The sequence below is a fragment of the Variovorax sp. PBL-E5 genome, assembly GCF_901827185.1.
GTDB lineage: Bacteria > Pseudomonadota > Gammaproteobacteria > Burkholderiales > Burkholderiaceae_C > Variovorax.
In genome coordinates, this window is the sequence record NZ_LR594671.1 from 404,848 (window position 1) to 427,642 (window position 22,795).

The 22,795-nt window shown below is 68.4% G+C and carries 23 protein-coding genes and 1 tRNA gene; 16 read left to right on the forward strand and 8 right to left on the reverse strand.

Annotated features, from left to right (window positions below; all coding sequences use genetic code 11):
• The first annotated feature begins 10 nt into the window (after window positions 1-10).
• Together WDLP6_RS01975 and WDLP6_RS01980 are read left to right on the forward strand one after the other, a co-directional pair.
• Entirely contained in the window at window positions 11-547 is a 537-nt protein-coding gene (locus WDLP6_RS01975; RefSeq protein WP_162590990.1) for a DUF3617 domain-containing protein, read from the forward strand.
• A gap of 201 nt (window positions 548-748) precedes the next feature.
• A complete protein-coding gene (locus tag WDLP6_RS01980; RefSeq protein ID WP_162590991.1) occupies window positions 749-1,324 on the forward strand; it encodes a Crp/Fnr family transcriptional regulator in 576 nt (191 codons plus the stop codon).
• A gap of 21 nt (window positions 1,325-1,345) precedes the next feature.
• Here WDLP6_RS01980 and WDLP6_RS01985 read toward each other — a convergent pair whose 3' ends face one another.
• The 3 genes from WDLP6_RS01985 to WDLP6_RS01995 all read right to left on the reverse strand — a co-directional run bounded on the left by WDLP6_RS01985 (window position 1,346) and on the right by WDLP6_RS01995 (window position 3,489).
• Complete coding sequence (locus WDLP6_RS01985) at window positions 1,346-1,864, reverse strand: TPM domain-containing protein (protein WP_162590992.1); 519 nt, start codon at window positions 1,862-1,864, stop codon at window positions 1,346-1,348.
• 2 nt (window positions 1,865-1,866) lie between these two features.
• The gene (locus WDLP6_RS01990; RefSeq protein ID WP_162590993.1) at window positions 1,867-2,805 is read right to left on the reverse strand and encodes a TPM domain-containing protein; all 939 of its coding nucleotides are present in this window, start codon (window positions 2,803-2,805) and stop codon (window positions 1,867-1,869) included.
• An 87-nt stretch (window positions 2,806-2,892) separates the two neighbouring features.
• Complete coding sequence (locus WDLP6_RS01995) at window positions 2,893-3,489, reverse strand: LemA family protein (RefSeq protein WP_162590994.1); 597 nt, start codon at window positions 3,487-3,489, stop codon at window positions 2,893-2,895.
• Window positions 3,490-3,534: 45 nt separating this feature from the next.
• On the opposite strand from WDLP6_RS01995, the gene WDLP6_RS02000 reads away from it, so the two are divergent.
• The 4 genes from WDLP6_RS02000 (at window position 3,535) to WDLP6_RS02015 (ending at window position 6,373) form a co-directional block, all read left to right on the forward strand.
• Window positions 3,535-4,302 (forward strand): hypothetical protein, encoded by a 768-nt coding sequence (locus tag WDLP6_RS02000; protein ID WP_162590995.1) that lies wholly within the window; start codon window positions 3,535-3,537, stop codon window positions 4,300-4,302.
• Window positions 4,303-4,396: 94 nt separating this feature from the next.
• Window positions 4,397-4,843, forward strand: a complete 447-nt coding sequence (locus tag WDLP6_RS02005) for a YybH family protein (protein ID WP_162565507.1) — start codon at window positions 4,397-4,399, stop codon at window positions 4,841-4,843.
• Window positions 4,843-5,826 carry a YheT family hydrolase gene (locus tag WDLP6_RS02010; protein ID WP_162590996.1) on the forward strand — a complete coding sequence of 328 codons (984 nt, stop codon included), beginning with the start codon at window positions 4,843-4,845 and terminating at the stop codon, window positions 5,824-5,826. Before WDLP6_RS02005 ends, WDLP6_RS02010 begins: the two co-directional genes overlap by 1 nt.
• Before the next feature lie 4 nt (window positions 5,827-5,830).
• Window positions 5,831-6,373 (forward strand): DUF2946 family protein, encoded by a 543-nt coding sequence (locus tag WDLP6_RS02015; protein WP_162590997.1) that lies wholly within the window; start codon window positions 5,831-5,833, stop codon window positions 6,371-6,373.
• A 68-nt stretch (window positions 6,374-6,441) separates the two neighbouring features.
• Here WDLP6_RS02015 and WDLP6_RS02020 read toward each other — a convergent pair whose 3' ends face one another.
• The 4 genes from WDLP6_RS02020 to WDLP6_RS02035 all read right to left on the reverse strand — a co-directional run bounded on the left by WDLP6_RS02020 (window position 6,442) and on the right by WDLP6_RS02035 (window position 13,142).
• Entirely contained in the window at window positions 6,442-7,074 is a 633-nt protein-coding gene (locus tag WDLP6_RS02020; protein ID WP_162590998.1) for a c-type cytochrome, read from the reverse strand.
• A 114-nt stretch (window positions 7,075-7,188) separates the two neighbouring features.
• Window positions 7,189-8,694: an efflux transporter outer membrane subunit gene (locus WDLP6_RS02025; protein ID WP_443083388.1), complete on the reverse strand. Its 1,506-nt coding sequence runs from the start codon at window positions 8,692-8,694 to the stop codon at window positions 7,189-7,191.
• A complete protein-coding gene (locus WDLP6_RS02030; RefSeq protein WP_162590999.1) occupies window positions 8,687-11,848 on the reverse strand; it encodes an efflux RND transporter permease subunit in 3,162 nt (1,053 codons plus the stop codon). Before WDLP6_RS02030 ends, WDLP6_RS02025 begins: the two co-directional genes overlap by 8 nt.
• A gap of 13 nt (window positions 11,849-11,861) precedes the next feature.
• A complete protein-coding gene (locus WDLP6_RS02035; RefSeq protein ID WP_162591000.1) occupies window positions 11,862-13,142 on the reverse strand; it encodes an efflux RND transporter periplasmic adaptor subunit in 1,281 nt (426 codons plus the stop codon).
• Between the two features lie 164 nt (window positions 13,143-13,306).
• On the opposite strand from WDLP6_RS02035, the gene WDLP6_RS02040 reads away from it, so the two are divergent.
• From WDLP6_RS02040 to WDLP6_RS02055, 4 genes are all read left to right on the forward strand, one after another.
• Complete coding sequence (locus tag WDLP6_RS02040; RefSeq protein ID WP_162591001.1) at window positions 13,307-13,957, forward strand: TetR family transcriptional regulator; 651 nt, start codon at window positions 13,307-13,309, stop codon at window positions 13,955-13,957.
• 33 nt (window positions 13,958-13,990) lie between these two features.
• Window positions 13,991-14,065: transfer RNA gene (locus tag WDLP6_RS02045), tRNA-Arg, on the forward strand.
• A 208-nt stretch (window positions 14,066-14,273) separates the two neighbouring features.
• Complete coding sequence (locus WDLP6_RS02050) at window positions 14,274-14,474, forward strand: hypothetical protein (protein WP_162591002.1); 201 nt, start codon at window positions 14,274-14,276, stop codon at window positions 14,472-14,474.
• Between the two features lie 147 nt (window positions 14,475-14,621).
• The gene (locus WDLP6_RS02055; RefSeq protein WP_162591003.1) at window positions 14,622-14,942 is read left to right on the forward strand and encodes a hypothetical protein; all 321 of its coding nucleotides are present in this window, start codon (window positions 14,622-14,624) and stop codon (window positions 14,940-14,942) included.
• Between the two features lie 36 nt (window positions 14,943-14,978).
• On the opposite strand, the gene WDLP6_RS02060 is transcribed toward WDLP6_RS02055, so the two are convergent.
• Window positions 14,979-15,977: a LysR family transcriptional regulator gene (locus WDLP6_RS02060; RefSeq protein ID WP_162591004.1), complete on the reverse strand. Its 999-nt coding sequence runs from the start codon at window positions 15,975-15,977 to the stop codon at window positions 14,979-14,981.
• A gap of 131 nt (window positions 15,978-16,108) precedes the next feature.
• Between WDLP6_RS02060 and WDLP6_RS02065 the strand changes: the two genes are divergently transcribed.
• Genes WDLP6_RS02065 through WDLP6_RS02090 form a run of 6 tightly spaced genes read left to right on the forward strand, consistent with a single transcriptional unit; the run spans window position 16,109 to window position 22,682 of the window.
• A complete protein-coding gene (locus WDLP6_RS02065; RefSeq protein ID WP_162591005.1) occupies window positions 16,109-17,644 on the forward strand; it encodes a M81 family metallopeptidase in 1,536 nt (511 codons plus the stop codon).
• Between the two features lie 41 nt (window positions 17,645-17,685).
• The gene (locus tag WDLP6_RS02070) at window positions 17,686-19,287 is read left to right on the forward strand and encodes an ABC transporter substrate-binding protein (RefSeq protein ID WP_443083389.1); all 1,602 of its coding nucleotides are present in this window, start codon (window positions 17,686-17,688) and stop codon (window positions 19,285-19,287) included.
• Window positions 19,288-19,309: 22 nt separating this feature from the next.
• Window positions 19,310-20,227 (forward strand): polysaccharide deacetylase family protein, encoded by a 918-nt coding sequence (locus WDLP6_RS02075; protein ID WP_162591007.1) that lies wholly within the window; start codon window positions 19,310-19,312, stop codon window positions 20,225-20,227.
• A 19-nt stretch (window positions 20,228-20,246) separates the two neighbouring features.
• Window positions 20,247-21,185 carry a polysaccharide deacetylase family protein gene (locus WDLP6_RS02080; RefSeq protein ID WP_162591008.1) on the forward strand — a complete coding sequence of 313 codons (939 nt, stop codon included), beginning with the start codon at window positions 20,247-20,249 and terminating at the stop codon, window positions 21,183-21,185.
• Window position 21,186: 1 nt separating this feature from the next.
• A complete protein-coding gene (locus tag WDLP6_RS02085) occupies window positions 21,187-21,957 on the forward strand; it encodes an SDR family NAD(P)-dependent oxidoreductase (protein WP_162591009.1) in 771 nt (256 codons plus the stop codon).
• Window positions 21,954-22,682, forward strand: a complete 729-nt coding sequence (locus tag WDLP6_RS02090; RefSeq protein ID WP_162591010.1) for an SDR family NAD(P)-dependent oxidoreductase — start codon at window positions 21,954-21,956, stop codon at window positions 22,680-22,682. The genes WDLP6_RS02085 and WDLP6_RS02090 overlap by 4 nt, the downstream gene beginning before the upstream one ends.
• The last annotated feature ends 113 nt before the right edge of the window (window positions 22,683-22,795 follow it).

Genomic DNA, 22,795 nt, shown 5'->3' on the forward strand with positions numbered 1-22,795 from the left:
GGAGCCTGCAATGACCTCTTTCATCCCGTCCGCTCGGATCGCCGTCGCATTCGCAGCCGGCCTTTCGCTGGCCGGCGCCGCGTTCTCGCTCGACTTTCCGGCACGCAAGCCCGGCCTGTGGGAGATGTCGATGAACCTGGGTGCCACGGCATCGAAACTCCCGGTCCAGGTGACGCAGCAGTGCATGGATGCCGCCAGCGACAAGGCCATGCGCGAGATGGGCGAGGGCATGAGCAAGGACCGGTGCTCCAAGCAGGACATGCGCAACGAAGGCGGCAAGATCATCGTCGACACCGTCTGCAAACTGGAAGGGCCGAGCAACACGGTGGCCACCACCCATTCCGTCATGTCGGGCGACTTCAACAGCACTTACCACGTGGAAAGCAAGTCCAGCTACAGCCCGCCGATGATGGGCCGTGCCGAGGGCTCGATCGTCATCGACGCGAAGTGGGTCGGGCCCTGCAAGCCCGGGCAGAAGCCGGGCGACATGATCATGTCGAATGGCATGAAGATGAACCTGCTGGACAAGATGGGCGGCAAGAAGTAGCGCGTTGCCTCGCGCGCGTGGCCGGCAGAAAGAGAAAAACTTCTCGCCCACTGCCGCCGTTGTGCGCGCGCCGCGAGAAAGTGCGAGTTTTGGGACTCGGGGCCTCTGAGAAACTGGCCGCGTGTCCTCTTCCTTCCCTCCTTGTCGCTTCGAGTTCGCAGGTCAGCCCGTCGAACGCCTTTCCGGCCTGAAGCAGCGGCCATGAATCCGTCCACCTCATCGTCCTTGCGCATCGACCTGCGCGAACATGCGGTCCATCTGCTGATCACCGCGGCGCCGATGGCCCACATGGCCGCGCACGAGGCCCGCATCGTGGTCAATGCGATGAAGCCCCTGCACCTGCTGCCGGACACGCTGCTGTTCGAAGAGGGCGACGCGGCCGGCAGCGACTACATGGCGCTGGTGCTCGAAGGACAGGTGCGCGTTGTCTCCGCCGCCAGCGTGCCGGGCGCGGAAGTCGTGATCTCGGTCGTCGGCCCGGGCAGCCTGATCGGCGAGATGGGCGTGATCGACGGCGCGCCGCGTTCGGCCAGCTGCACCACGCTCACCGAGGTCAAGCTCGGCATCCTGTCGCGCGCCGCGCTGCTCGAGCTGGTCGGCACGCGCCCGGTCGTGGCGGCGCGGCTGATGCTGGGGCTGTGCAAGGGCATGGCGGACCGGCTGCGCGACAGCAACCGGCGGCTGCGCACGCTGTCGCAGGTCTCGCGCGCACTGCAGTCCGAGCTGGATGCGGTGCATGCGGTGAACCACCGCCTGCTGAACGCGCAAGGCTCCTGAGCGCGGCGCCGGCGCTGCGCTTCAGAGCACGACGGGCGCGTCCGGCAGTTCGTTGCGGTTGGCTTCGCCTTCGGGCAGCGGGAAGTGCGCGACCAGCAGCGCCGACACTTCCTCCAGCGCCTGCGTGAGTCCGTCCTCGAAGCGCGCTTCGCGAAACGCGGCACCCATGCGCTTCGCCATCGCGGCCCATTCCTCGGTGCTGACGTGCGAATCGATGCCGCGGTCGGCCACGATCTCGATCGCGCGCTCGGCCAGCAGCAGGTAGATCAGCACGCCGTTGTTGTGCTCGGTGTCCCAGACGCGCAGCTTGCCGAACAGCATGATCGCGCGCTCGCGCACCGGCGCGCCGCGCCACAGGTAGGACAGCGGCAGCCCGGCCTCGATACAGACGCGGATCTCGCCGCTGTGCCGGCGCTCGCTCGCGGCAACGCGGCGCGTGAGGCGATCGAGCAGCGCCGGCGGCAGCGCGCGCCGGACCTCGGCCTCGTCGACCCAGCGATGGCGCCACAAGCGGCCGAGCCTGGCAAGAAGAGAGGCCATGGCTACCAGTTCCCCGAGGCGCCGCCGCCACCGAAATCGCCGCCGCCGCCCGAGCTGAAGCCGCCACCGCCGCCGGACGATCCACCGCCGAAGCCGCCGCCGCCAAAGCCACCCCCGAATCCGCCGCCACGGCCGCCGCGCCCGAGACCCGAGCCGAAGGCCAGCGACAGTAGCGTGAAGAACAGCGCGCCGATGCCGGCCAGCACTGCGATCATGAGGCTCGACGTGAGCAGCATCGCGATCACGCCAGTCAGCCCGCCCATCGCGAGCGAGCCCGGGATCCGGCCGAGCACCGAGCGCGCGATCGGCCCGCCGACCATCACCGCGATAAAGAGGAAGACGGCGAGGTCCTGCCAATCGAAGCCCTTCGCCGCCCCGCGCTCGCCGAAGTCGCCGCTCTTCGCATCGACCTCGGGCAGCGGCTCGCCGCTGATGCGCGCGATCAGCTGGTCGGCCGCCGCATCGAGGCCGCCCGCGAAATCGTTCTGGCGAAAGCGCGGCGCCATCGCCTCGTCGATGATGCGCGCCGCCGCGAGATCGGGCACCGCGCCTTCGAGCGTCTTGGCGACCTCGATGCGCATCTTGCGGTCGTTCTTGGCGACCAGCACGAGCACGCCGTCGCCGACCGCCTTGCGGCCGATCTTCCAGGCATTGGCGACTCGGTTGGCATAGCTCGCGATGTCCTCGGGCTGCGTGGTCGCCACCATCAGCATCACGATCTGCGAACCCTTCTTCTGCTCGAAGGCCTGCAGCTTGGCGTCGAGCGCCTGGCGCTGCGACGCATCGAGCGTGCCGGTCTGGTCGATCACGCGCGCGTTCAGCACGGGCACCGGCTGCAGGTCCTGCGCGTGCGCCGCCGCACTGAAGGTGAGCGCGATCAGGAAGAGCGCGGCGATACGGGCCGCAACGCTCTGCAGGGCGGACAGCCATTCGCGGAACACCGCGGAACCGGCTTTGCCGGGCCGCAGGTGTTGCCCCCGGCGAGGGGGTTGGCGAAGTGACACGAAGTGCACGAAGACTGGGGGGAGCTATTTTTTCGGTGCGCTGAAATCGACGGTTGGCGGCGTCGAGATCTGCGCCTCGTTCTGCACCGTGAAGTTGGGCTTGGGCGCGTAGCTGAAGACCTTGGCCGTCAGGTTGGTCGGGAAGCTGCGCGCGAGCACGTTGTATTCCTGCACCGTCTGGATGTAGCGGTTGCGGGCCACGGTGATGCGGTTCTCGGTGCCTTCGAGCGTCACGCGCAGGTCGCGGAAGGCCTGGTTGGCCTTGAGGCTGGGATAGTTCTCCGACACCGCCATCAGCCGCGACAGCGCGCTCGACAGTTCGCCTTGCGCCTGCTGGAACTTGTTGAAGGCCTCGGGGTTGTTGAGCGTCTCGGGCGTGACCTGGATCGAGGTCGCCTTGGCGCGCGCCTCGATCACCTTGGTCAGCGTGTCCTGCTCGAAGCTCGCCTCGCCCTTGACCGTGGCCACGATGTTGGGCACCAGGTCGGCGCGCCGCTGGTATTGATTGAGCACTTCGCTCCAGGCCGACTTGCTGGCCTCGTCCAGGCGCTGGAAGTCGTTGTAGCCGCAGCCTGCGAGCGAGAGGGCTGCAAGGATGATCAGGAACCAGCGTTTCACCATGATGTCGGAGCCTCCGTGCGAAGTGGGCGAAGGTAGCATAGATGGATGGCGGTCGATCCTCTTCAAGCGCTGCAGGCCGCGAACCGGCCGCCCGCGCCGGCCGTTGCCGACGCTGCCGCGGCCGGCACCCTGCTGATCGCCGGCGCCACCGGCGCGCTGGGCCAGGAACTGGTGCGGCGGCTCGTCGGCCGGCATCGCTTCGCGCGCACCCGCGTGCTGGCGCGCGAGCCGATGCGCGCTGCGCTGCGCGATGTCGAGGCCGTGCCGGCGCCGGCCTTGCCGATCGCGCAATGGCTGCCCATCGCGGCCGATACGGCACTCGTGCAGTTCGAGCCGCCGCGCCTCTACCATGACCGCGAACGCGCGCTCTGGACGCCCGATCCGGCGCAGCTGCCGGCACTGGCCGCATGGCTGCGACGCTGTGGCGTGCGCACGCTGGCCATCGTGCAGCCGCACGAACAGGGCCGCCTGCCCGAGGCGCTGAAGCGCGGGCTGGCCACGCTCGACGAGCATGCGGTGGTGGCGCTGGGTTTCGAGCGCGTGATCCTGGTGCGCTCGGCACAGAAGCCGGCTGCTGCGCGCTTCGCGAATCCGGCCGAGCGGCTGGCGGCCTGGATGCTGTCGGCCGCGCGCTTCATGGTGCCGGCCAGCGAGCAGCCGGCGCGCGCGTCCAAGGTGGCGGAGCTGGTGGACATCGCACTGCGCCTGGCGCCGCCCGGCGTGCACATCGCCGCGCCGGAAATGGTGTGGCAGGCCTCGCAGGGCGATGCGCTGCGCGCGGTGGCCGAAGCCTGGCTCGGCGTGCCGCGCTGACCCGCCGAGGCGCCGCGATCGCAGGCCCGCCGCGCGGCCGCCAAGCCGGAGGCTGCACGCTGCACAATCACCGGCATCCGTCCGGATTTTTGCCATGCCCAAGACCAAACCCCGTACCGCTGCAACCGGCACCGCCGACGACATCGAAGCGGCCTTCTACGAAGCGCTGCAGCGCGGCGATGTCGATGCGCTGATGGCCTGCTGGGCCGACGAGGACGAAGTGTTCTGCGTTCATCCCGGCGGCCCGCGGCTGGTCGGGCCGGCCGCGATTCGTGCCGCTTTCGAGCACATGTTCGCCAACGGCGCCATCCATGCCACGCCGGCGCGCGTGCGCAAGATCGAGTCGATCGCGAGCGCGGTGCACAACGTGCTCGAACGCATCGAGGTGCTCACCGCCGAAGGACCGCGCCATGCCTTCGTGCTGGCCACCAACGTCTATCACCAGACCGCCCAGGGCTGGCGCATGGTCGCGCACCATGCGAGCCCGGGCACCGCGCACGAGCCCGCGGACGGGAGCGACGTGCCTCAGACCTTGCACTGATGCAGGACTACGTCGCACCCCGCTGGCTGCCGGGCGGCCACCTGCAGACCATCTGGCCCGCGCTGTGGGCGCGGCGCGCCGACGCCCCCTTGCCCGACTACCGGCGCGAGCGCTGGACCACGCCGGACGGCGACTTCATCGATGTCGATTTCCTCGATGCCGCGGGCGCGCGGCCGCGGCCGTTGCTGGTGCTGTTCCACGGGCTCGAAGGCTCCTCGCGCAGCCACTATGCCGAGGCCTTCGCATCCTTTGCGGCCGCGCGGGGCTGGGACTATGCGGTGCCGCATTTCCGCGGTTGCAGCGGCGAGATCAACCTCGCGCCGCGCGCCTACCATTCGGGCGACTTCGAGGAGATCGGCTGGATCCTCGCGCGCTTGCGGGCGCACAGGGACACGACCGGCGGCGGGCCGATGCTGGCCGTGGGCGTCTCGCTCGGCGGCAATGCACTGCTGCGCTGGGCGGAAGAGGCGGGCGAAGCGGCGGCGAAGACGGTGCGCGCGGTGGCCTCGATCTCGGCGCCGCTCGACCTCGCGGCCGGCGGCGCGGCGATCGGGCGCGGCTTCAATCGGCTGGTCTACACGCGCATGTTCCTCGCGACCATGAAGCCCAAGGCGCTGGCCAAGCTGGCGCAGCATCCGGGCCTGTTCGATCGCGAGCGCCTGCTGGCGGCGCACGACCTCTACGCCTTCGACAACGTCTTCACCGCGCCGCTGCACGGCTTTCGCGACACCGACGATTACTGGACGCGCGGCTCCGCCAAGCCGCACCTGCACGCGATCCGGATTCCCGCGCTGGTGGTGAATGCCGTCAACGATCCCTTCGTGCCGGGCGAGAGCCTGCCGCGGCAGGGCGAGGTCGGCGATCACGTCACGCTCTGGCAGCCCGCGCATGGCGGCCATGTCGGCTTCGCGATGGGGCTGCCGCCCGGCCACGTGCGCGGATTGCCGGAGCGTGTCGGCGCATGGCTGGCGGGAGCAGAATAGCTCGATGGACGACATTGTTCGACAGGCGCTGGCCAAGTGGCCCAACGTACCGCATTGCTACGGCTGGCTCGGGCTCGATGCGCGCGGCAACTGGTACATGCGCGACGACCGCACGCAGGCGCTGGGGCCTTTTGCCTCGGCCAAGGGATCGCTGCTGCGGCACGACAAGCTGATCGAATTCATCCATCGCAACTACGACCACGACGAGCAGGGCCAGTGGTTCTTCCAGAACGGTCCGCAGCGCGTGTACGTCGAGCTCGAGGCCGCGCCCTGGATCTGGCGCGTGGGCGATGATTTCTCGGTGCGCGCGCACACCGGCCTGGCCGTCGAGCCGGGCGCCTGCCTGCTCGACGAGGACGGCAAGCTCTATCTGGCGGCGCCGATCGGGCTCGGCCTGGTCCATACGCAGGACGTCGGCGTCGCGGCCGGCGCGGTCGAAGAGGGACGCTGGGTGCCGCAGAACGTGCGCGCTGCGGACCTGCCGGCGCGCTTCGGCCATGTGATGAGTCCGGCGGCGGCGCAGCCCGTCAAGCCTGCGTCGGCCTGACTCGGTCCCCAAAAGAAAAAGAGCCCCGCTGGGGCTCTTTTCGTTGAGGGGATCGATCGCCGGGGCGCTTACTTGCTTGCGGCCGCTGCGGGTGCCGGCGTCGCACCGGAAGCGTCGGCCGCCGGTGCGGAGGCCGCGCCTGCTGCGCCGGCAGCCGCCGGGCGGTCCGGCACGGGGAACTTGGCACCACCGGCATCGGCCATGTAGACCACGGCGCGGCCGATCTCGGTGTCTTCGAAGTCGCCGCCGCCCTGCGGGGGCATCATGCCCTTGCCATGCAGCGCATGGTCGAGCAGCGTGGCATAGCCCTGGCCGATGCGCGGGGCCCAGGCTGCGGCGTCGCTGAAGTGCGGTGCGGCCGGAATGCCGGGCGTGCCGTGGCAGGCAAAGCACTGCGCCTTGAACACCGCCTCGCCGGTGGCCAGCGGGCGGTTGGCATCGCGGATCTCGACCGAGCCGATCTTCTCGAGCCGGGCGGCAACGTCGCGGTCGCGCGTTTCCTTCGAGACGCCGTACAGCGCCATGCTCTCGCCTTGCGCGAGGCTCGAGGGATGGTTGCCGGAGACCACGTACGAGACGAGGCCCATGATGATGAAGATGGGTGCGACGAACGCAAAAAATACCGTCAGCAGCAGCTGTTTCGGGTTCTTGATCGGGCCGGTGTGGGCATCTTCTGTGGCCTGGTTGTGCGCGTCGCTCATTGCGTCCTCAGTATCGGGGGGCTCTTCGGGGGCTTGTCGGATCAACCGGGGATTATAGAGAGACCCATGGACTTGCTCGCCGGACACGGCCGAGGCGGCCTTGCCCGGCTGCCTTCAACCCGCTCCTCCGCCCAGCGTCTTGTAGAGAACCACCTGGTTCTGCAACTGCAGCAGCCGCGTCTCGACCGCGGCCTGCTGCGCCGCGAAGAGCGAGCGCTGCGAATCGAGCAGGTCGAGTCCGCTGGCGATGCCGTTGCGATAGCGCAGGTCGGCCAGCTTGAAGCGCACTGCCTCGGCATCGCTCTGCGCACGCAGGGCGCGCACCTGTTCGCCGAAGGTCGCGCGGCCCGCGAGCGCGTCGGCGACTTCGCGGAAGGCGGTCTGGATGGTCTTCTCGTACTGGGCCACGGCGATCTCGCGGCCGGCGCGCGCCGATTCCAGCCCGGCCCGGTTGCGCCCGGCATCGAAGATCGGCAGCGTGATCTGCGGCGCGAAGGACCATGCCTTCGTGCCCTTGTCGAACAGGCCCGAGAACTCGGTGCTCGCGGTGCCGATCGACGAGGTGAGCGTGATGCGCGGGAAGAAGGCCGCGCGCGCGGCGCCGATGTTGGCGTTGGCCGCGATCAGCTGCTGCTCCGCCGCGCGGATGTCCGGCCGGTCGGCAAGCAGGTCGGAGGGCAGGCCGGCCGGCAGGTCCGCCATCGGCGCGGCGGCCTCGAGGCCGCGTTCGTCGCCTGCGGTGGCTTCGGGCGGCACGGGCGCGCCGAGCAGCAGCGTCAACGCGTTCTCGTCCTGCATGCGCTGGCGCTGCTGCTGGGCATAGGCCGCGCGCGCCGTCTCGGCCAGCGACTCGGCCAGGCGCGAATCGATCTCGGAGGCCACGCCATTGTCGAAGCGCAGGCGCGTGAGCTTGAGCGATTCGTCGCGCGTGGCCAGCGTCTGGCGCGTGATCTCGAGCAACTGGTCATCGGCCAGCAGCGTGAGCCAGCCGCTGGCGACCGCGCTCACCAGGCTGATCTGCGTGGCCTTGCGCGCTTCGTCGGTCGCGAGGTATTGCGCCAGCGCCGCATCCTTCAGGCTGCGTACGCGGCCGAAGAAATCGAGCTCCCAGGCCGACACGCCGAGATTCACGCTGTACTGCGACAGCACGCTGCCGAGGCTGGGGTCGACCGCCTGATAGGGATTGGGCCCGGAGCGCGAGCCGCTCGCCGTCACCCCCACCGCCGGGAACAGCGCCGAACGCTGGATCTGGAACTGCGCTCGCGCCTGTTCGATGTTGAGCACCGCCACGCGCAGATCGCGGTTGTTGGCCAACGCCGTCTCGATCAGCTTCTGCAGCCGCGCATCGGTGAAGAAGTTCTGCCATGCGATCGTGGACGCAGGTGCCTGTCCCGCGGCAGGCGCCTGCGCCGCGTTCGGGAAAGTGGCCGGCACCGGCGCGGCAGGACGCTCGTAGGTCGGAATGAACGAGCAGCCCGCCACGAACAGCGCAGCAGCCAGCGCAAGGCCATTGCGTGAGATACCGCGGATCCGGCTCTGCCGGTCCGCCGGTATCGCCCCCTGCAAGGGGGTTGGCGAAGCGACATGAAGTGCGCGAAGACTGGGGGTGAGCCTATTCATCATGACTTTCCTCGATGCCAGCGGCTTGCGCATGGCGCTTGTCGGCTTCGTGCTGGCGCGCGCTGCCCTTGAAGAAGGTGCGCACGATGACGAAAAATATCGGCACGAAGAACACCGCCAGCCCGGTGCCCGTCACCATGCCGCCGAGCACGCCCGTGCCGATGGCGCGCTGGCTGGCCGAGCCCGCGCCCGAGGCCAGGAACAGCGGCATCACCCCGAGCCCGAAGGCCAGCGAGGTCATCACGATCGGGCGGAAGCGCAGATGGGCGGCGGCCAGCGCCGACTCGATCACACCCTTGCCCTGCGCCTGCAGGTCCTTCGCGAACTCGATGATCAGGATCGCGTTCTTCGCCGACAGGCCGATGATGGTGATCAGGCCGACCTGGAAGTACACGTCGTTCGAATACGAGCGGAACAGCGTGGCCAGCAGCACCCCCAGCACGCCGCAGGGCACGACCAGGATCACCGCCAGCGGGATCGACCAGCTCTCGTAGAGCGCGGCCAGGCTCAGGAACACCGCCAGCACCGCGAAGCCATAGAGGATGATGGCCTGCGAACCCGCGAGCTTTTCCTCGCGCGACTGGCCGGTCCATTCATAGCCGAAGCCGGCCGGCAGTTTGGCCGCCAGGTTCTCCATCTCGGTCATCGCCGCGCCCGAGCTGTAGCCCGGTGCGGCCGAGCCCGAGATGCGGATCGCCGGATAGCCGTTGTAGCGCACCGTCTGCTGCGCGCCGTTGACCCAGCGCGTGGTCGCGAAGGTCGCGAGCGGCACCGGCGCACCCTGGCTGTTGCTGGCGTTGAGCTTGAGGATGTCCTCCGGCTGCATCCGCGCCGGCGCATCGGCCTGCACGATCACGCGCTGCAGGCGGCCCTGGTTCGGGAAGTCGTTCACGTAGGTGGAGCCGAGCGCGGTCGACAGCGTGGTGTTGATCGAATCGAAGCTCACGCCCAGCGCGTTCGCCTTGTCGCGGTCGATGTCGATCTGCAGCTGCGGCGCATCCTCCAGGCCGTCCGGCCGCACCTGCGTCAGCATCGGGCTCTTGCTGGCCATGCCGAGCAGCTGGTTGCGCGCGTTGATGAGCGCCTCGTGGCCCGCGCCGTTGCGGTCCTGCAGCCGGAAGGTGAAGCCGCTGGCGTTGCCCAGTTCGGGAATCGGCGGCGGGCTCAGCGGATAGATGAAGGCATCGCGGATGCCCGACAGCGCACCGAAGGCGCGGCCCGCGAGCGCGTCCGCTGAATGCGCCGGATCCTCGCGCTGCTTCCAGTCCTTCAGCGTCACGAAGGCCAGGCCCGCGTTCTGTCCCTGGCCCGAGAAGCTGAAGCCCAGCACGCCGACCATGCTCTCCACCTCGGGCTGCTTGAGGATGTAGCTCTCGACCTGCTTGATCACCGACAGCATGCGCTCCTGCGTGGCGCCCGGCGGCAGCTGCACGTTGACCAGGATGTTGCCCTGGTCCTCCTGCGGCAGGAAGGAGGTCGGCAGTTGGCGGTACACCAGCACCACGGCGGCGATGATGGCCGCGTAGACCACCAGGTAGCGCGCCGCGCGCCGCAGCAGCCGCGCGACGAAGCTCTCGTAGCCCTTGGCGGTGCGCGAGAAGCCGCGATTGAACCAGCCGAAGAAGCCGCGCTTCTCGTGATGGTGGCCGGCCTCGACCGGCTTGAGCAGCGTGGCGCACAGCGCCGGCGTGAGCGACAGCGCCATGGTCGCCGAGAAGCTGATCGACGCCACCATCACCGCCGCGAACTGGCGGTAGATGTTGCCGGTCGAGCCGGCGAAGAAGGCGAGCGGCACGAACACCGAGATCAGCACCACCGTCACGCCGATGATGGCGCCCGAGATCTGCCGCATCGCCTTGCGCGTGGCTTCCAGCGGCGACAGGCCTTCCTCGCTCATGATGCGCTCGACGTTCTCGACCACCACGATCGCATCGTCCACCACGATGCCGATCACCAGCACCATGCCGAACATGGTGAGCACGTTGATCGAGAAGCCCAGCGCGAGCAGCGTCGCGAAGGTGCCCAGCAGCGCGATCGGCACCACGATGGTCGGGATGATCGTGTAGCGCCAGTTCTGCAGGAACAGGAACATCACCAGGAACACCAGCGCCACCGCTTCCAGCAGCGTCTTGACCACCTCGGTGATGGAGATGCTGACGAAGCGCGAGCTGTCGTAGGGGATGGTCCACTTCACGCCCTGCGGGAAGTACTTGGCGAGTTCGGTCATCTTGGCGCGGATCGCTTTCGCCGAGGCCAGCGCATTGCCGCTCGGTGCCAGCTGGACGCCGATGCCGACGGCCGGCTGGCCGTTCAGCCGCGCCGAGGTCGAATAGGCCTGGCCGCCGAGCTCGATGCGCGCCACGTCCTTCAATCGCACGGTCGAGCCGTCGGTGTTGGCGCGCAGCACGATGTTGCCGAACTGCTCGACCGACGTGAGCTGGCCGTTGACCACCACCGTGGCCGCGATGGCCTGGCCCGGCACATTGGGCAGGTCGCCGATGGTGCCGGAGGACACCTGCGCGTTCTGCGCACGGATCGCCGCGTTGACGTCGGCCGCCGAGAGGTTGAGGCCCTGCAGCCTGGCCGGGTCGATCCAGATGCGCATGGCGCGCTCGGTGCCGAACAGCTGCGCCTGGCCGATGCCCGGCACGCGCTGCAGTTCGGGCAGCACGTTGCGCGAAGCGTAGTCGCCCAGCGCGGTCGGATCGATCGCCGGATTGTCCGAGGACAGGATCGTGAACAGCAGGAAGTTGTTGCGCGACTTGTCCACGCGCACGCCCTGCTGCGTCACCGCAGCCGGCAGCCGCGGCGTCGCGCGCGACAGCCGGTTCTGCACGTCGACCTGCGCGAGGTCGGGGTTGGTGCCGGTCTCGAAGCTGATCGTGATGGTGCCGGTGCCGTCGGCCTGCGCGACCGATTCCATGTAGATGAGACCGGGCGAGCCGTTCATCTCGCGCTCGATCACCGACAGCACGCTGTCTTCCAGCGTCTGGGCCGAGGCGCCGGGATAGGCCACGTTGATGACGATGGCCGGCGGTGCCACCGGCGGGTATTGCGAGATCGGCAACTGCGTGATCGCCACGCTGCCCATCACGATGATGAACAGCGCGATCACCCATGCGAAGATCGGTCGGTCGATAAAGAACTTGGCCATGCGGGCGCGCTCCTCAGGACTTCGCCGCCGCGGCCGACGCCGGCGCGGAAGCGGCCGACGCGGCCGGTGCGGAACCCGGGGCAGCGCCGGCGGGCGCGGCGGCCGCGGCCTTCCACGGCACCGCCTTCACCGCCGTGCCGGGCGGCATCATCTGCAGCTTCTGGAAGCCGTCGACCATGACCTGCTCCCCGGCCTTGAGGCCATCGAGCACCACCCACTGGTTGTCGCGCGCGGCGCTGATCTTCACGTCGCGCTTGCTCAGCTTGCCGTCGGCGCCGACCACCGTCACCGTGTCGCCCTGCTGGGTGCGCGTGACCGCCTGCTGCGGCAGCGTGATCGCATTGGTGGCCTGTGCCTGCTCGAGCCGCACGCGCACATACAGACCGGGCAGCAGCTCGCCCTTCGGGTTGGGAATCTCGGCGCGCAGCATGACCTGGCCCGTGGTGGCATCGACGGTCAGGTCGGAGAACAGCAGCTTGCCGGGCAGCGCGTATTCGCTGCCGTCTTCCAGCACCACGCGGATGATGGCCGCATCGGCGCCATTGGCGCGCTTGAACTGCCCGCCTTCCATGGCGCGGCGCAGCTTGAGCACGTCGTTGGCCGACTGCGTGAAGTTCACGTAGATCGGATCGATCTGCTGGATCACCGCCAGCTCCGTCGCATCGCCCTGGCCGACCAGCGCGCCCTCGGTCACCAGCGCGCGGCCGATGCGGCCCGAGATGGGCGCCGTCACGCTCGCATAGCCGAGATTGATCTTCGCGGTCTGCACCGCGGCGCGGCCGACGGCGACGTCCGCCTCGGCGATCTTCTGCGCCGCCACCGCGTTCGCGTATTCCTGTTTGCTCACGGCATTGGCCTCGACCAGCGGCTTGTAGCGCTCCGCCAGAGCCTTGGCCTGCACCGCATTGGCCTCGGCGCGCGCCAGGCTGGCCTGGGCGCTCTGCGCGGCGGCGGCGAAGGGCGCGGGGTCGATGCGGAACAGCGGCTGGCCCGCCTTCACGTCGCTGCCCTCGCGGAACAGCCGCTCCTGCAGGATGCCGGCGGCCCGTGCGCGCACCTGGGCCACGCGCGAAGCTTCGAGCCGGCCGGGCAATTCGGTCACCAGGCCGATGTCGCCCGGCGCCGCGACCACCACGCCTACTTCCGGCGGCGGCGCGGCCTGGCCGCCGCCTGCGGCAGCGGGCGGATCGCTCTTGCCGCAGGCCGCGAGCACCAGCACCGCGGCGACCGCGGCCGTGACGGCCGCACGGCGCGGCGAGAACAACGAATGACGCGAGACATGCAGGACGGGCATGCGATTCCTTTGAGGCAAAGACGGGAGACGGCGCGACGCATGGCGCGTGCCTGAAGCAGCACGGCGAATGTGGCCATCGGAAAGGGCCGTAGTTTACATACATTCATGGATGTATAGTCCCGACCTTGCGCAGCGTGTTGATTTGATTTCAAGAAGGAGACCCAGTGGTTCGTCGCACCAAGGAAGAAGCGCTGGAGACGCGGCATCGTTTGCTCGATGCGGCCGAAGTGCTGTTCCAGGCCCAGGGCGTTTCGCAGACCTCGCTGCAGCAGATCGCGCAGCAGGCCGGCGCCACGCGTGGTGCGATCTACTGGCACTTCAAGGACAAGGCGGATCTGTTCAACGCGATGATGGAGCGCGTCAAGCTGCCGCTCGAGGCGGCCGTGCAGAAGGCAGCCGGCGGCATCGACGCCGACCCGATGGACGAGGTCGAACGCATGATGGTCGAGGCGCTGAAGATCATGACCACCGACCCGCAGGTGCGGCGCGTGTTCGAGGTCGCCACGCACAAGGTCGAATACACGCACGACATGGCGTCGGTGCAGGAGCGCCACCTGGCCGCGCGCAACGCCTGCGTGCTCGATTTCGAGAAGGCCATGCTGGGGGCCGCGCGCCGCGCCCGCATCCGCCTGCCGCTGCCCGCCGCGGTCGCGGCGCAGGGGCTGCATGCCCTGATCAGCGGGCTGATCCAGAACTGGCTGCTCGACCCGAGCGCGTTCGACCTCGTGGGCTGCGGCCGCCGCACCTTCCGCGTGTACCTCGCCGGACTGGGCTTTGTGCGGCCGCTGGCGAGCGCGGCGCCTGATCGGCGATAATGATGGGCTCCCGAACCGATCGGGTGCAATCCTCTCGCTGTATTTCAACGGATAGAATTCGGCCCTCCGAAGGCTGAGATCCAGGTTCGATTCCTGGCGGCGGGACCAACTAGCAGGCCGAACACTTCCAAAAGTGTCCGGCCTTTTTTATTTCTCCTTCGGCGGTACGCCGCTGCATCTTCGGCATTCAATTTCCGAGACGCCTTCGTCAACGCGATCGACGGCAGCACCAGCGAATAGCGCCGTATGATGAGATCGTATTCATCGAACACGCGATGAGGATCTCGTTTTGCTTCTCTTTCTTCTGGAGGACATCATGGGCATCCTGGACAAGTTGGAAGAAGTCGCTGGCGCCGTCGTGGCCGTCGAAGGTCTGAAGAAATTGGATCCGAATGCGTCCATCCTGACGGAAGCTGCTGCGGCCGTGGCCGGATACAAAGGCGCAGAGCTGCTGAAGGACAAGCTGGAGAACCAGGACGAGGCGGGTGCCACGGATCAGCAGCCTCCTTCCACCTGATTTGATTGCGGATCCCCCGCGGCGCCCGTGATCGGGCGCCGGACCGGCGCGAGAACGTCCGCTCCGGTGAGAGCCAGGGCACGTTGGTCGACATGGCCAACGATTCCGCCATCACAGATTCGAAATGGGTCGGTCCATGCATGCGATATGACAACCGACGAAAAGCCCACGATACGGATAGTGCTGCACGCACCGACGGGCAGCGCCCTGCAGCGAGCTCGCAACAACGCGGCGAACATTCTCAAGGATGATTCCAGGGCGGACGTGCGCATCGTGGTCAATGCCGAGGCCGTGGCGGCCGCGCTGGACCAGCCGGATCCGGCGGCCGATGCGCGGACGTGGGTGTGTCCAAACACATTGCGTCGCCTGTCCCGCGAGGCGGCAGCCTCGATGACCGTGTTGCCGCACGCGGCCGCTCTGGCGCTCGCCCTGCTGCAGCGCGAAGGTTGGATCTATGTTCGCGCGTGAGACCGGCCCTGGCGGACGCGCGTGCCACCCGCCCACTCAACCGTGGTGGCTTCCGATCTCCGCCGGCTCGTGCCGCACATCGGTCGTGAGAAGCCCCGCGTGCTTCGCCCGCCGCATGATGAAGTCGATGAATGCCGCAGCGGACCTGCGCGGCCTCAGCACCGCGTTGCGGACCACCATCACGGGCTCGACGCGGCTGGCGAGATCGAAGCGCAGCGTCTTCGCCATGCCCGCCGACACCAGCTGCGCCGCAATCCGCGCCGGCAGCACGGCCAGGAAGTTCGCGTTGCGCAGAACATAGAGCGTCATCGGAACATCGCTGGTCCGGATGCCGCGTGTCGGCGCCTGCAGGTCGTGCGCCTGGAAGGCGGCCTCCAGGTGATACTGCAGCCGCGAGCCCCATGCGGGCAGCACCCATTGCTGCTGCGTCAGCGCCTCGGCGCTGATCTTCGGGCTGCGCAGCAGGGGATGGCCGGGGCTCGCGACGACGACCAGCCGCTGCCCGTTGACCACCGGCGTGCTCAGCAGCTCGCTGCGTTCGAAGCGCGGATCCTTGTAGGCGAACAGCAGGTCGAGTTCGCCCTCCGTGATCTGGTCGATCAGGTCGTCCACGGCGCCTTCGGCCACGTTGACGCTGACGAGCGGATTGGCCTCGTGGAATTCGCACACGGCCTGCGCAAGCAGCGGCTGCACCGACAGCGTCCGGTAGGCGATGGTCAGCCGGCCCCGGGTTCCTTCGCGCGTCGATTGCACGAACTCCGCCATCTGCGTCAGCTGGGCGCCGACGAAGGTGGCGCAGCGAATGACCTCCTCGCCCAACTCGGTCGGGTGCATGCCGCGGCGGCCGCGTTCGAACAGCTCGGCACCCGCGATCTCTTCGATCTCGGCCAGGGTCTTCGAGATGGCCGCCGGGCTCACGTGGAAGCGTTCCGCCACTCGCGCGAGACTGCCGAGCTCGCTCAGCGCGACGACGATCCGCAGGTGGCGCAGCTTGAGCCGGGAGACGAGGGAGTCGACCGAGGTACGGAGTGGCATGGCGCGCAGCGGAGCAGGGTAGGAGCCTTTGGATGTTAACCAAATGCTCAACTCTCCTGCAGAAAATCTCACTTCTGGTTGTTTCCTGCTGGTTCTAGACTGGACTTCTTTTCACGCCGAAGTCAGTTTCCATGCGCTTTGTGATTGCCGTGATACGGCACGAAACCAATACCTTCTCGCCGATCCCGACGCCCCTCGGCGCGTTCTCGCGCGGCACTGGCGTCGCCGGCCCGGCCTATGGCGAAGCGGCGGTCGCGGCCTGCCGCGGGACGGCCTGTGCGGCGGCCGCGTTCATGGACATCGCGCGCGCGCAGGGCGACGAGTTCGTGATGCCGCTGCTGGCGAGCGCGGTCCCGAGCGGCACGGTGACGGCACAAGCCTTCGAATCGATGGCCGCCACCGTCCTCGAGGCGATCGGGGAAGGCTGCGACGCGGTGATGCTGGACCTGCACGGCGCCATGGTGGCCGAAGGCTTTCCCGATGCGGAGGGCGAGTTGCTGCGGCGCATCCGCGCCATCGCGCCGACGATGCCGATCGCGGTGGCGCTGGACTTCCACGCCAACCTCAGCGCGGTGCTGATGGCCCACGCCACGGTGATCACCGGCTACTGCACCTACCCCCACACGGACATGTACGAGACCGGCGTGCGCGCAGCCCGCACCCTGATGGCCAGCCTGCGCGGGAATGCCGAGCCGCGCATCCTGTGGCGCACCTTGCCGATGCTCACCCACATGCTGTGCCAGACGCCGAGCCGCCAGCCGATGAAGGACATCATGGACCGCGCGATGCGGGCCGAGGCCGAAGGCGAGGTGCTGAACGCCTCGGTCTTCGGCGGATTTCCGCTGGCGGACATCCCGCACGTGGGGCTGGGCCTGGTCGTCGTGGCCGAGGCCGGCCGCCTCGAGGCCGCGCGGCGTCTTCTGGACGAACTGGCCGAGATGGCCTGGGCGCGGCGCGAGGACTTCGTCTATGCCGGCGAAGCGCTGGAGCGCACCATCGCCCACGCCAAGACGCTGCGGGACGGGCCGATCCTGCTGGTCGACCACGGCGACAACTGCGGCGCGGGCGGGCCCACCGACAACATGCGCGTGCTGCGCGAGGTGTTCGACCAGGGGCTGGACGATGTCATCGCCGGGCCCTTCTGGGATCCGCAGGCCGTGGCCCGGATCATCGAGGCCGGAACGGGCAGCGAACTCGCGCTCGAGGTCGGCGGCAAGACCGACATGCCGGCGCTGGGCCTGAAGGGCGAGCCGCTGAAGCTCAGCGGCCGTGTCCGCTGCATCACGGACGGCAACTACCGCGTCACCGGTCCCATGTTCACCGGCGTGCAGTTGAGTCTCGGGCGCACCGCCGTGATCGACGTGCGCGGCGTGTCGGTCATGGTCTGCGAGAAGCCGCAGGAGCCCTTCGATGCCGGCGTGTTCACGCACGCGGGCCTCGATCCGGCGAAGGCGCGCTACGTGCTGATCAAGTCGCGGCAGCATTTCCGCGCGGGTTTCGAGCAGGGTGCGAAGCACATCCTGATGGTGGCCGGCCCCGGCGTCTGCAGTTCCGACTACGCACTGTTTCCCTTCCGGCACCTGCGGCGTCCCATCTATCCGCTGGACGCGGACGCCGCGCTGGCGCATACCCTGTGCTACGAGGCGCCCGCCATCGAAACTGCCTGATCGTCGAAGTCATCGAAGTGTTCTGAAGAAAGAGGATGTCCATGCTGAACCAGCCCCTGACGCGCCGCGCGTCGCTCGTCCTGTCCGGCCTCGCCCTGGCCTCGCCCGCGACGGTCTTCTCTGCCAGCGCGCAGGAGATCAAGAAGGGCGGCACCCTGGTCGTCGCGACCATCGACTCGCCGCGCCATCTCAATGGCGCCGTGCAGTCCGGCTGGGCCACCGGCATGCCCTCCACGCAGCTGTTCGCGAGCCCGCTGCGCTACGACGACCAGTGGAAGCCGCAGCCCTACCTGGCCGAGAAGTGGTCGCTGGCGCCGGACGGCCTCTCGCTCACGTTGAACCTGCGCAAGAACGCCGTGTTCCACGACGGCCAGCCGCTCACTTCGGCCGACGTTGCGTTCTCGATCATGGCGATCAAGGCCAATCATCCGTTCAGCACCATGCTGGCGCCGGTCGAGAAGGTGGACACGCCGGATGCGCACACGGCGATCATCCGGCTGCGCACGCCCCATCCCGCGCTTCTGCTGGCGATGTCGCCCGGGCTTTGCCCGATCCTGCCCAAGCACATCTACGGCGACGGCCAGGATCTGAAGACCCACCCGCGCAACAGCAAGGACGTGGTCGGTTCGGGTCCCTTCAAGCTGGTCGAATGGAAGCAGAACGAGCGCATCGTGCTCGAGCGCTTCGACAAGTTCTTCCTCGAGGGCAAGCCCTACCTGGACAAGGTCATCTTCGCGATGTCGTCGGATGCGACCACCGCCACGCTCGGCGTCGAACGCGACGATGCGCAGATGATGCCCTTCTCCTCCAAGCCGGCGAACCTGAACCGCCTCGCCGGCAACAAGAAGGTGGCCGTGCTGTCCAAGGGCTACGAGGGTTTCGGCGGCGTCACCTGGCTCGCCTTCAACCTGACGCGCAAGCCCTATTCGGACATCGCGGTGCGCAAGGCGATCGCCCACGCCCTCGACCGCAACTTCATCGCCAAGGCGCTGCAGGGCGGCTATGCCGAACCGCTCGAAGGCCCGCTCCATCCCTCGAGTCCGTTTGCGACCAAGGACCTGGTGCACTACCCGCTCGACCTCAAGAAGGCCGCGCAGATCCTCGACGCCGCCGGCTACAAGCCCGGCGCCGACGGCGAGCGATTCAAGATGGTGATGGACTACTTCCCGGGCGCCGACGAGTGGTCCAGGAACGGCGCGGAATACGCGCGCAGCCAGCTCAAGAAGATCGGCATCACGGTCGAGATCCGGCCGGAGCCGGACTTCCCGACCTGGGCCAAGCGCATGGGAGAGCACGACTTCGACGTCTCGCTCGACGGCGTCTTCAACTGGGGCGATCCGGTGATCGGCGTGCACCGCACCTACCTCTCGACCAACATCAAGCCGATCGTCTGGTCCAACACGCAGTCGTACAAGAACCCGAAGGTCGACCAGCTGCTCGAGCAGGCCGGCAAGGAAGTCGACCTGGCCAAACGCAAGGCCGAGTACGCGGAGTTCCAGAAGATCGTGACGGACGAACTGCCGCAGGCTTTCCTGACGACGCAGGGTTACCGCACGGTGGTCAGCAGCCGCATGGTGAATCCGCCGACCTCGATCTGGGGCGCCTTGTCGCCCTACGACGAGATCTACTTCAAGCCCGCATGACCCTCCGTCCGGTGACAGCGACATGACGGCCAGACCCCCGCAGGATGCCGGCGCGGCGAACACCGACGACGACGGTCGCGCCGCAGCCGCGGCGGCCCGCGCGTTCGAGGCGCGCCACGAGACCCTCGACGATTTCCACTATCCCGACGGAATCCGGATCGCCGTCAACTTCACGGCCGACTTCGATGCGATGCTCTTTCGCCGCGCACTGAACGAGCCGCCGATGCAGAAGGCCAAGGGCGAATTCGGCGGCCGCGTGGGCATCTGGCGCCTGATCGAACTCTTCGATGCACATGGCGTGAAGGCGACCTTCTTCACGCCCGGCCGGATCTGCGAGCTCTATCCGCAGTCGCTGCGCGCCGCCGCCGCGAGCGGGCATGAACTGGCCGACCACATGTGGGAGCACCTGACACCGGAGAGCGACGAACTGCAGCGCGACCACATCGAAAGGACCGCGGCGGCGCTGGCCGAGATCTGCGGCGAGCGGCCGGTCGGCACGCGCAGCTACTACCGGCAGGCGCATCTCAAGGACGCCGGCCATCTCTACAACAGCGAAGGCACGTCGAGCCGCCTGCCCTACTACGCGGCCGATGAAAAGCGGGAGAACTGCCTCCTGATCCTGCCCTTCCACTACGCGATCGACGATGCGCAGTTCTACAACTTCGGCTGGCTCAAGAGCGAACCGCAGGCGCAGCGCCTGACGGATCCCGAGCGGATCATGGACATGTGGTGGAGCGCCTTCGAACAGCAGTACGCGCTGGGCAACGGCTACCTGAACATCTGCCTGCATCCCTTCGTCTCGGGCCGCGCGCTGCGCACGCGCCTGCTGGGGCAGCTGATCGAGCGCATGAAGGAAAAGCCGGGCGTCTGGTTCCCGACCTGCGCGCAACTGGCGCGCTACGTGCTCGCCGAGTTCCCGCCCAAGTCCCTGAAATTCTAGGTCGAAGGACAACGACACCATGCCGTGGAAAGAGGGCTACACCATCACCGACGAGCGAACGCTGGCCGATGCGTCGATCCGCTGGCCGGGCGGCGCGCGATGCTGCGTGAAGATCGTGGTCAACCTCAGCCTCGCGAAAGGCCCGGCCGGCGTGCGTCCCGCGGACTTCGGCACCGACGACGCGTACTTCACGATGGGCGAGGGCCTTGATGCGCTGCTCGGCTGCCTCGCGCGCCACGACTTCAAGGCGACCTTCGCCGTTCCCGCGCGGGTCGCGCAAGCCTGGCCCGCGCGGATCCGCGAGATCCTCGCCGCCGGCCACGAGATCGCCGCGCAAGGGCTCGCGCACGAGGATGTGAGCGGCCTCGACCGCGCCGACGAGCACGAGCGGCTGCGCCGCACCACCGCGCTGCTGGCCGAGGTGACGGGCCAGCGTCCGGCAGGATGGTTCGCGCTGCCGAGGCCGGGCGATGCGTTCGCCGTCGGTACCATCAGCGAGTCCACCATGGATCTGCTGATCGACGAAGGCTATTCGTACATGGGCAACAGCCTGGCGGACGACATTCCGCATCACTGGGTGGTGGATTTCGCGCGCCGCAAGAGCATCCTGGCGCTGCCCTACTACTACCATTTCGACGACCAGTTCTTCATGCTGTATCCGAGCCAGGGCTCGGGCCTGGAGAACCCGGATTTCCTGGACCGCAACCGGCGCCACGAATTCGCCGCGCAGCACGAGCGCGGCCGCTTCTTCGAGATGACCCTTCATCCGAAGAGCTCGGGCTGGCTTCATCGCCTGCACGCGCTGGAACAGTTTCTGCGCCACATGCGCCGCGCCGGCGACATCTGGAATCCCACCAGCCAGGCCTGTGCCGACTACTGGCTCGGCGCCTATCCCGCGAGCGCCACGCTGCAGCTCGAGAACAGCATCTGGCAGGACCATGCCGGCAGCCTGAGTTGAGATGACCCAGCAGAAAAGATTCGAAGGCATGTCCGTGGTCGTGACCGGCGCGGGCTCCGGCCTCGGCCGTGATGCAGCCATCCGCCTCGCGCAGGAAGGTGCGAAGCAGCTGATCCTCATGGACCTGAGTGCGCACGGCCTGCACGAGACGGCCGAGTGCATCGGCCCGGCGGCATGCACCATCGTCTGCGACACGTCCTCGCCCGAACAGACGGCCGATGCCTGGGGCCGCCGCGAGGTTCCGGCCGAGCTGGACGTGCTGATGACGGCCGCCGGCACCATCGGCGACGGCAGCTCGATCGAACACTGCAGCGTGGCCGAGTGGGACCGCATCTTCGACGTGAATGTGCGCGGCACCTTCCTCGCCATCCAGCACGCGCTGCCGCGGCTGCGGCGCAAGAAGGGCTGCATCGTGACCTTCGGTTCCACCGCCGGTCTCGCCGGCAGCACGGCACTCGGGCCCTATTCCGCCTCCAAGGGCGCGGTCGTCATGCTGACGCGCAGCGTCGCGGTGGTGCACGCGGCCGAGGGCATTCGCGCCAACTGCGTGTGCCCGGGCTCGATCGAGACGCCGATGCTCGATGCCGTCTTCGATGCGAGCGGCGACCCGCAGGCGCGCCAGGCCCGCGAGAGCCTGTACCTGCAACGCATCCCCTTCGGCCGCTTCGGCCGCGCGGCCGAGATCACCGAGGCCGCGCTGTTCCTCGCCAGCCCCGGCGCTTCGTACCTCACGGGCGTGGCGCTGCCGGTGGACGGGGGCCGCCTCGCATGAGACTGCAGGGACGGACCGCCGTCGTCACCGGTGCGAACCGTGGCATCGGCCGTGCCACCGTCGAGCGCTTCCTGGCCGAGGGTGCACGCGTGCTGGCGGTCGATCTGGACGTGCACGAGATCGGCCACCTTCCGGTCCACCGGCTCGCGGTCGACCTCGCGTCGGACGACGGTCCCTCGCGGGTCGCGGCCGAGGCGCGCGCGCTGGGGCCCGTGCATTGCCTGGTCAACAACGCCGGCATCGGCGCGGCCCGCTCGCTCGCGGACAGCGACGACGCGCTCATCGACCGCGTGCTCGGGACCAATCTGCGCGCGGTGCTGCGGCTCACGCGCGACATGCTGCCCCTGCTCGATCCGGATGCGAGCATCGTCAACGTCGGCTCGGCTTTCGGTGAAACGGGCTATCCGACCTCGACCGCCTACGCGGTCACGAAGGCCGGCATTTCGCAGCTGACGCGCCAGCTGGTGGCCGACCTGTCGCCCCGCGGCGTGCGCATCAACGCGGTGGCGCCCGGCGTGATCCGCACCGCCATGACGGCCGCGCGCATCGACGGCGACGAGGCCTACCGCAAGGCCATGGTCGGCGGCACGCCGCTCGCGCGCATCGGCACGCCCGAGCAGGTCGCGGCAGTCATCGTCTTTCTTTGCACCGACGAGGCGGCCTTCGTGAATGGCCAGATCATTGCCGTCGACGGCGGCTGGCTGGCTGCTCGCACGCACGCCTGAGCCGGCAGGCCAGCCGGCCTTGTGCGCCGGCCGGTCACGGTGATGCGCGGCCGCCGGTTCGCCATGGCCGGGTTCCCAAAATAGAATGAAAACAAGGCATGGCCCTTGGGGAA

Bases quoted from the DNA above. Each gene is read 5' to 3' on its own strand.
- WDLP6_RS02025 (WP_443083388.1), bottom strand. From the start codon at position 8,694: ATGAATAGGCTCACCCCCAGTCTTCGCGCACTTCATGTCGCTTCGCCA.
- WDLP6_RS02085 (WP_162591009.1), top strand. From the start codon at position 21,187: ATGACCCAGCAGAAAAGATTCGAAGGCATGTCCGTGGTCGTGACCGGC.
- WDLP6_RS02020 (WP_162590998.1), bottom strand. From the start codon at position 7,074: ATGAGCGACGCGCACAACCAGGCCACAGAAGATGCCCACACCGGCCCG.
- WDLP6_RS01985 (WP_162590992.1), bottom strand. From the start codon at position 1,864: ATGGCCTCTCTTCTTGCCAGGCTCGGCCGCTTGTGGCGCCATCGCTGG.
- WDLP6_RS02035 (WP_162591000.1), bottom strand. From the start codon at position 13,142: ATGCCCGTCCTGCATGTCTCGCGTCATTCGTTGTTCTCGCCGCGCCGT.
- WDLP6_RS02005 (WP_162565507.1), top strand. From the start codon at position 4,397: ATGCCCAAGACCAAACCCCGTACCGCTGCAACCGGCACCGCCGACGAC.
- WDLP6_RS02055 (WP_162591003.1), top strand. From the start codon at position 14,622: ATGACAACCGACGAAAAGCCCACGATACGGATAGTGCTGCACGCACCG.
- WDLP6_RS02010 (WP_162590996.1), top strand. From the start codon at position 4,843: ATGCAGGACTACGTCGCACCCCGCTGGCTGCCGGGCGGCCACCTGCAG.
- WDLP6_RS02070 (WP_443083389.1), top strand. From the start codon at position 17,686: ATGCTGAACCAGCCCCTGACGCGCCGCGCGTCGCTCGTCCTGTCCGGC.
- WDLP6_RS02000 (WP_162590995.1), top strand. From the start codon at position 3,535: ATGGCGGTCGATCCTCTTCAAGCGCTGCAGGCCGCGAACCGGCCGCCC.
- WDLP6_RS02075 (WP_162591007.1), top strand. From the start codon at position 19,310: ATGACGGCCAGACCCCCGCAGGATGCCGGCGCGGCGAACACCGACGAC.
- WDLP6_RS02065 (WP_162591005.1), top strand. From the start codon at position 16,109: ATGCGCTTTGTGATTGCCGTGATACGGCACGAAACCAATACCTTCTCG.
- WDLP6_RS01995 (WP_162590994.1), bottom strand. From the start codon at position 3,489: ATGGTGAAACGCTGGTTCCTGATCATCCTTGCAGCCCTCTCGCTCGCA.
- WDLP6_RS01975 (WP_162590990.1), top strand. From the start codon at position 11: ATGACCTCTTTCATCCCGTCCGCTCGGATCGCCGTCGCATTCGCAGCC.
- WDLP6_RS02030 (WP_162590999.1), bottom strand. From the start codon at position 11,848: ATGGCCAAGTTCTTTATCGACCGACCGATCTTCGCATGGGTGATCGCG.
- WDLP6_RS02090 (WP_162591010.1), top strand. From the start codon at position 21,954: ATGAGACTGCAGGGACGGACCGCCGTCGTCACCGGTGCGAACCGTGGC.
- WDLP6_RS02060 (WP_162591004.1), bottom strand. From the start codon at position 15,977: ATGCCACTCCGTACCTCGGTCGACTCCCTCGTCTCCCGGCTCAAGCTG.
- WDLP6_RS02015 (WP_162590997.1), top strand. From the start codon at position 5,831: ATGGACGACATTGTTCGACAGGCGCTGGCCAAGTGGCCCAACGTACCG.
- WDLP6_RS02080 (WP_162591008.1), top strand. From the start codon at position 20,247: ATGCCGTGGAAAGAGGGCTACACCATCACCGACGAGCGAACGCTGGCC.
- WDLP6_RS02050 (WP_162591002.1), top strand. From the start codon at position 14,274: ATGGGCATCCTGGACAAGTTGGAAGAAGTCGCTGGCGCCGTCGTGGCC.
- WDLP6_RS01980 (WP_162590991.1), top strand. From the start codon at position 749: ATGAATCCGTCCACCTCATCGTCCTTGCGCATCGACCTGCGCGAACAT.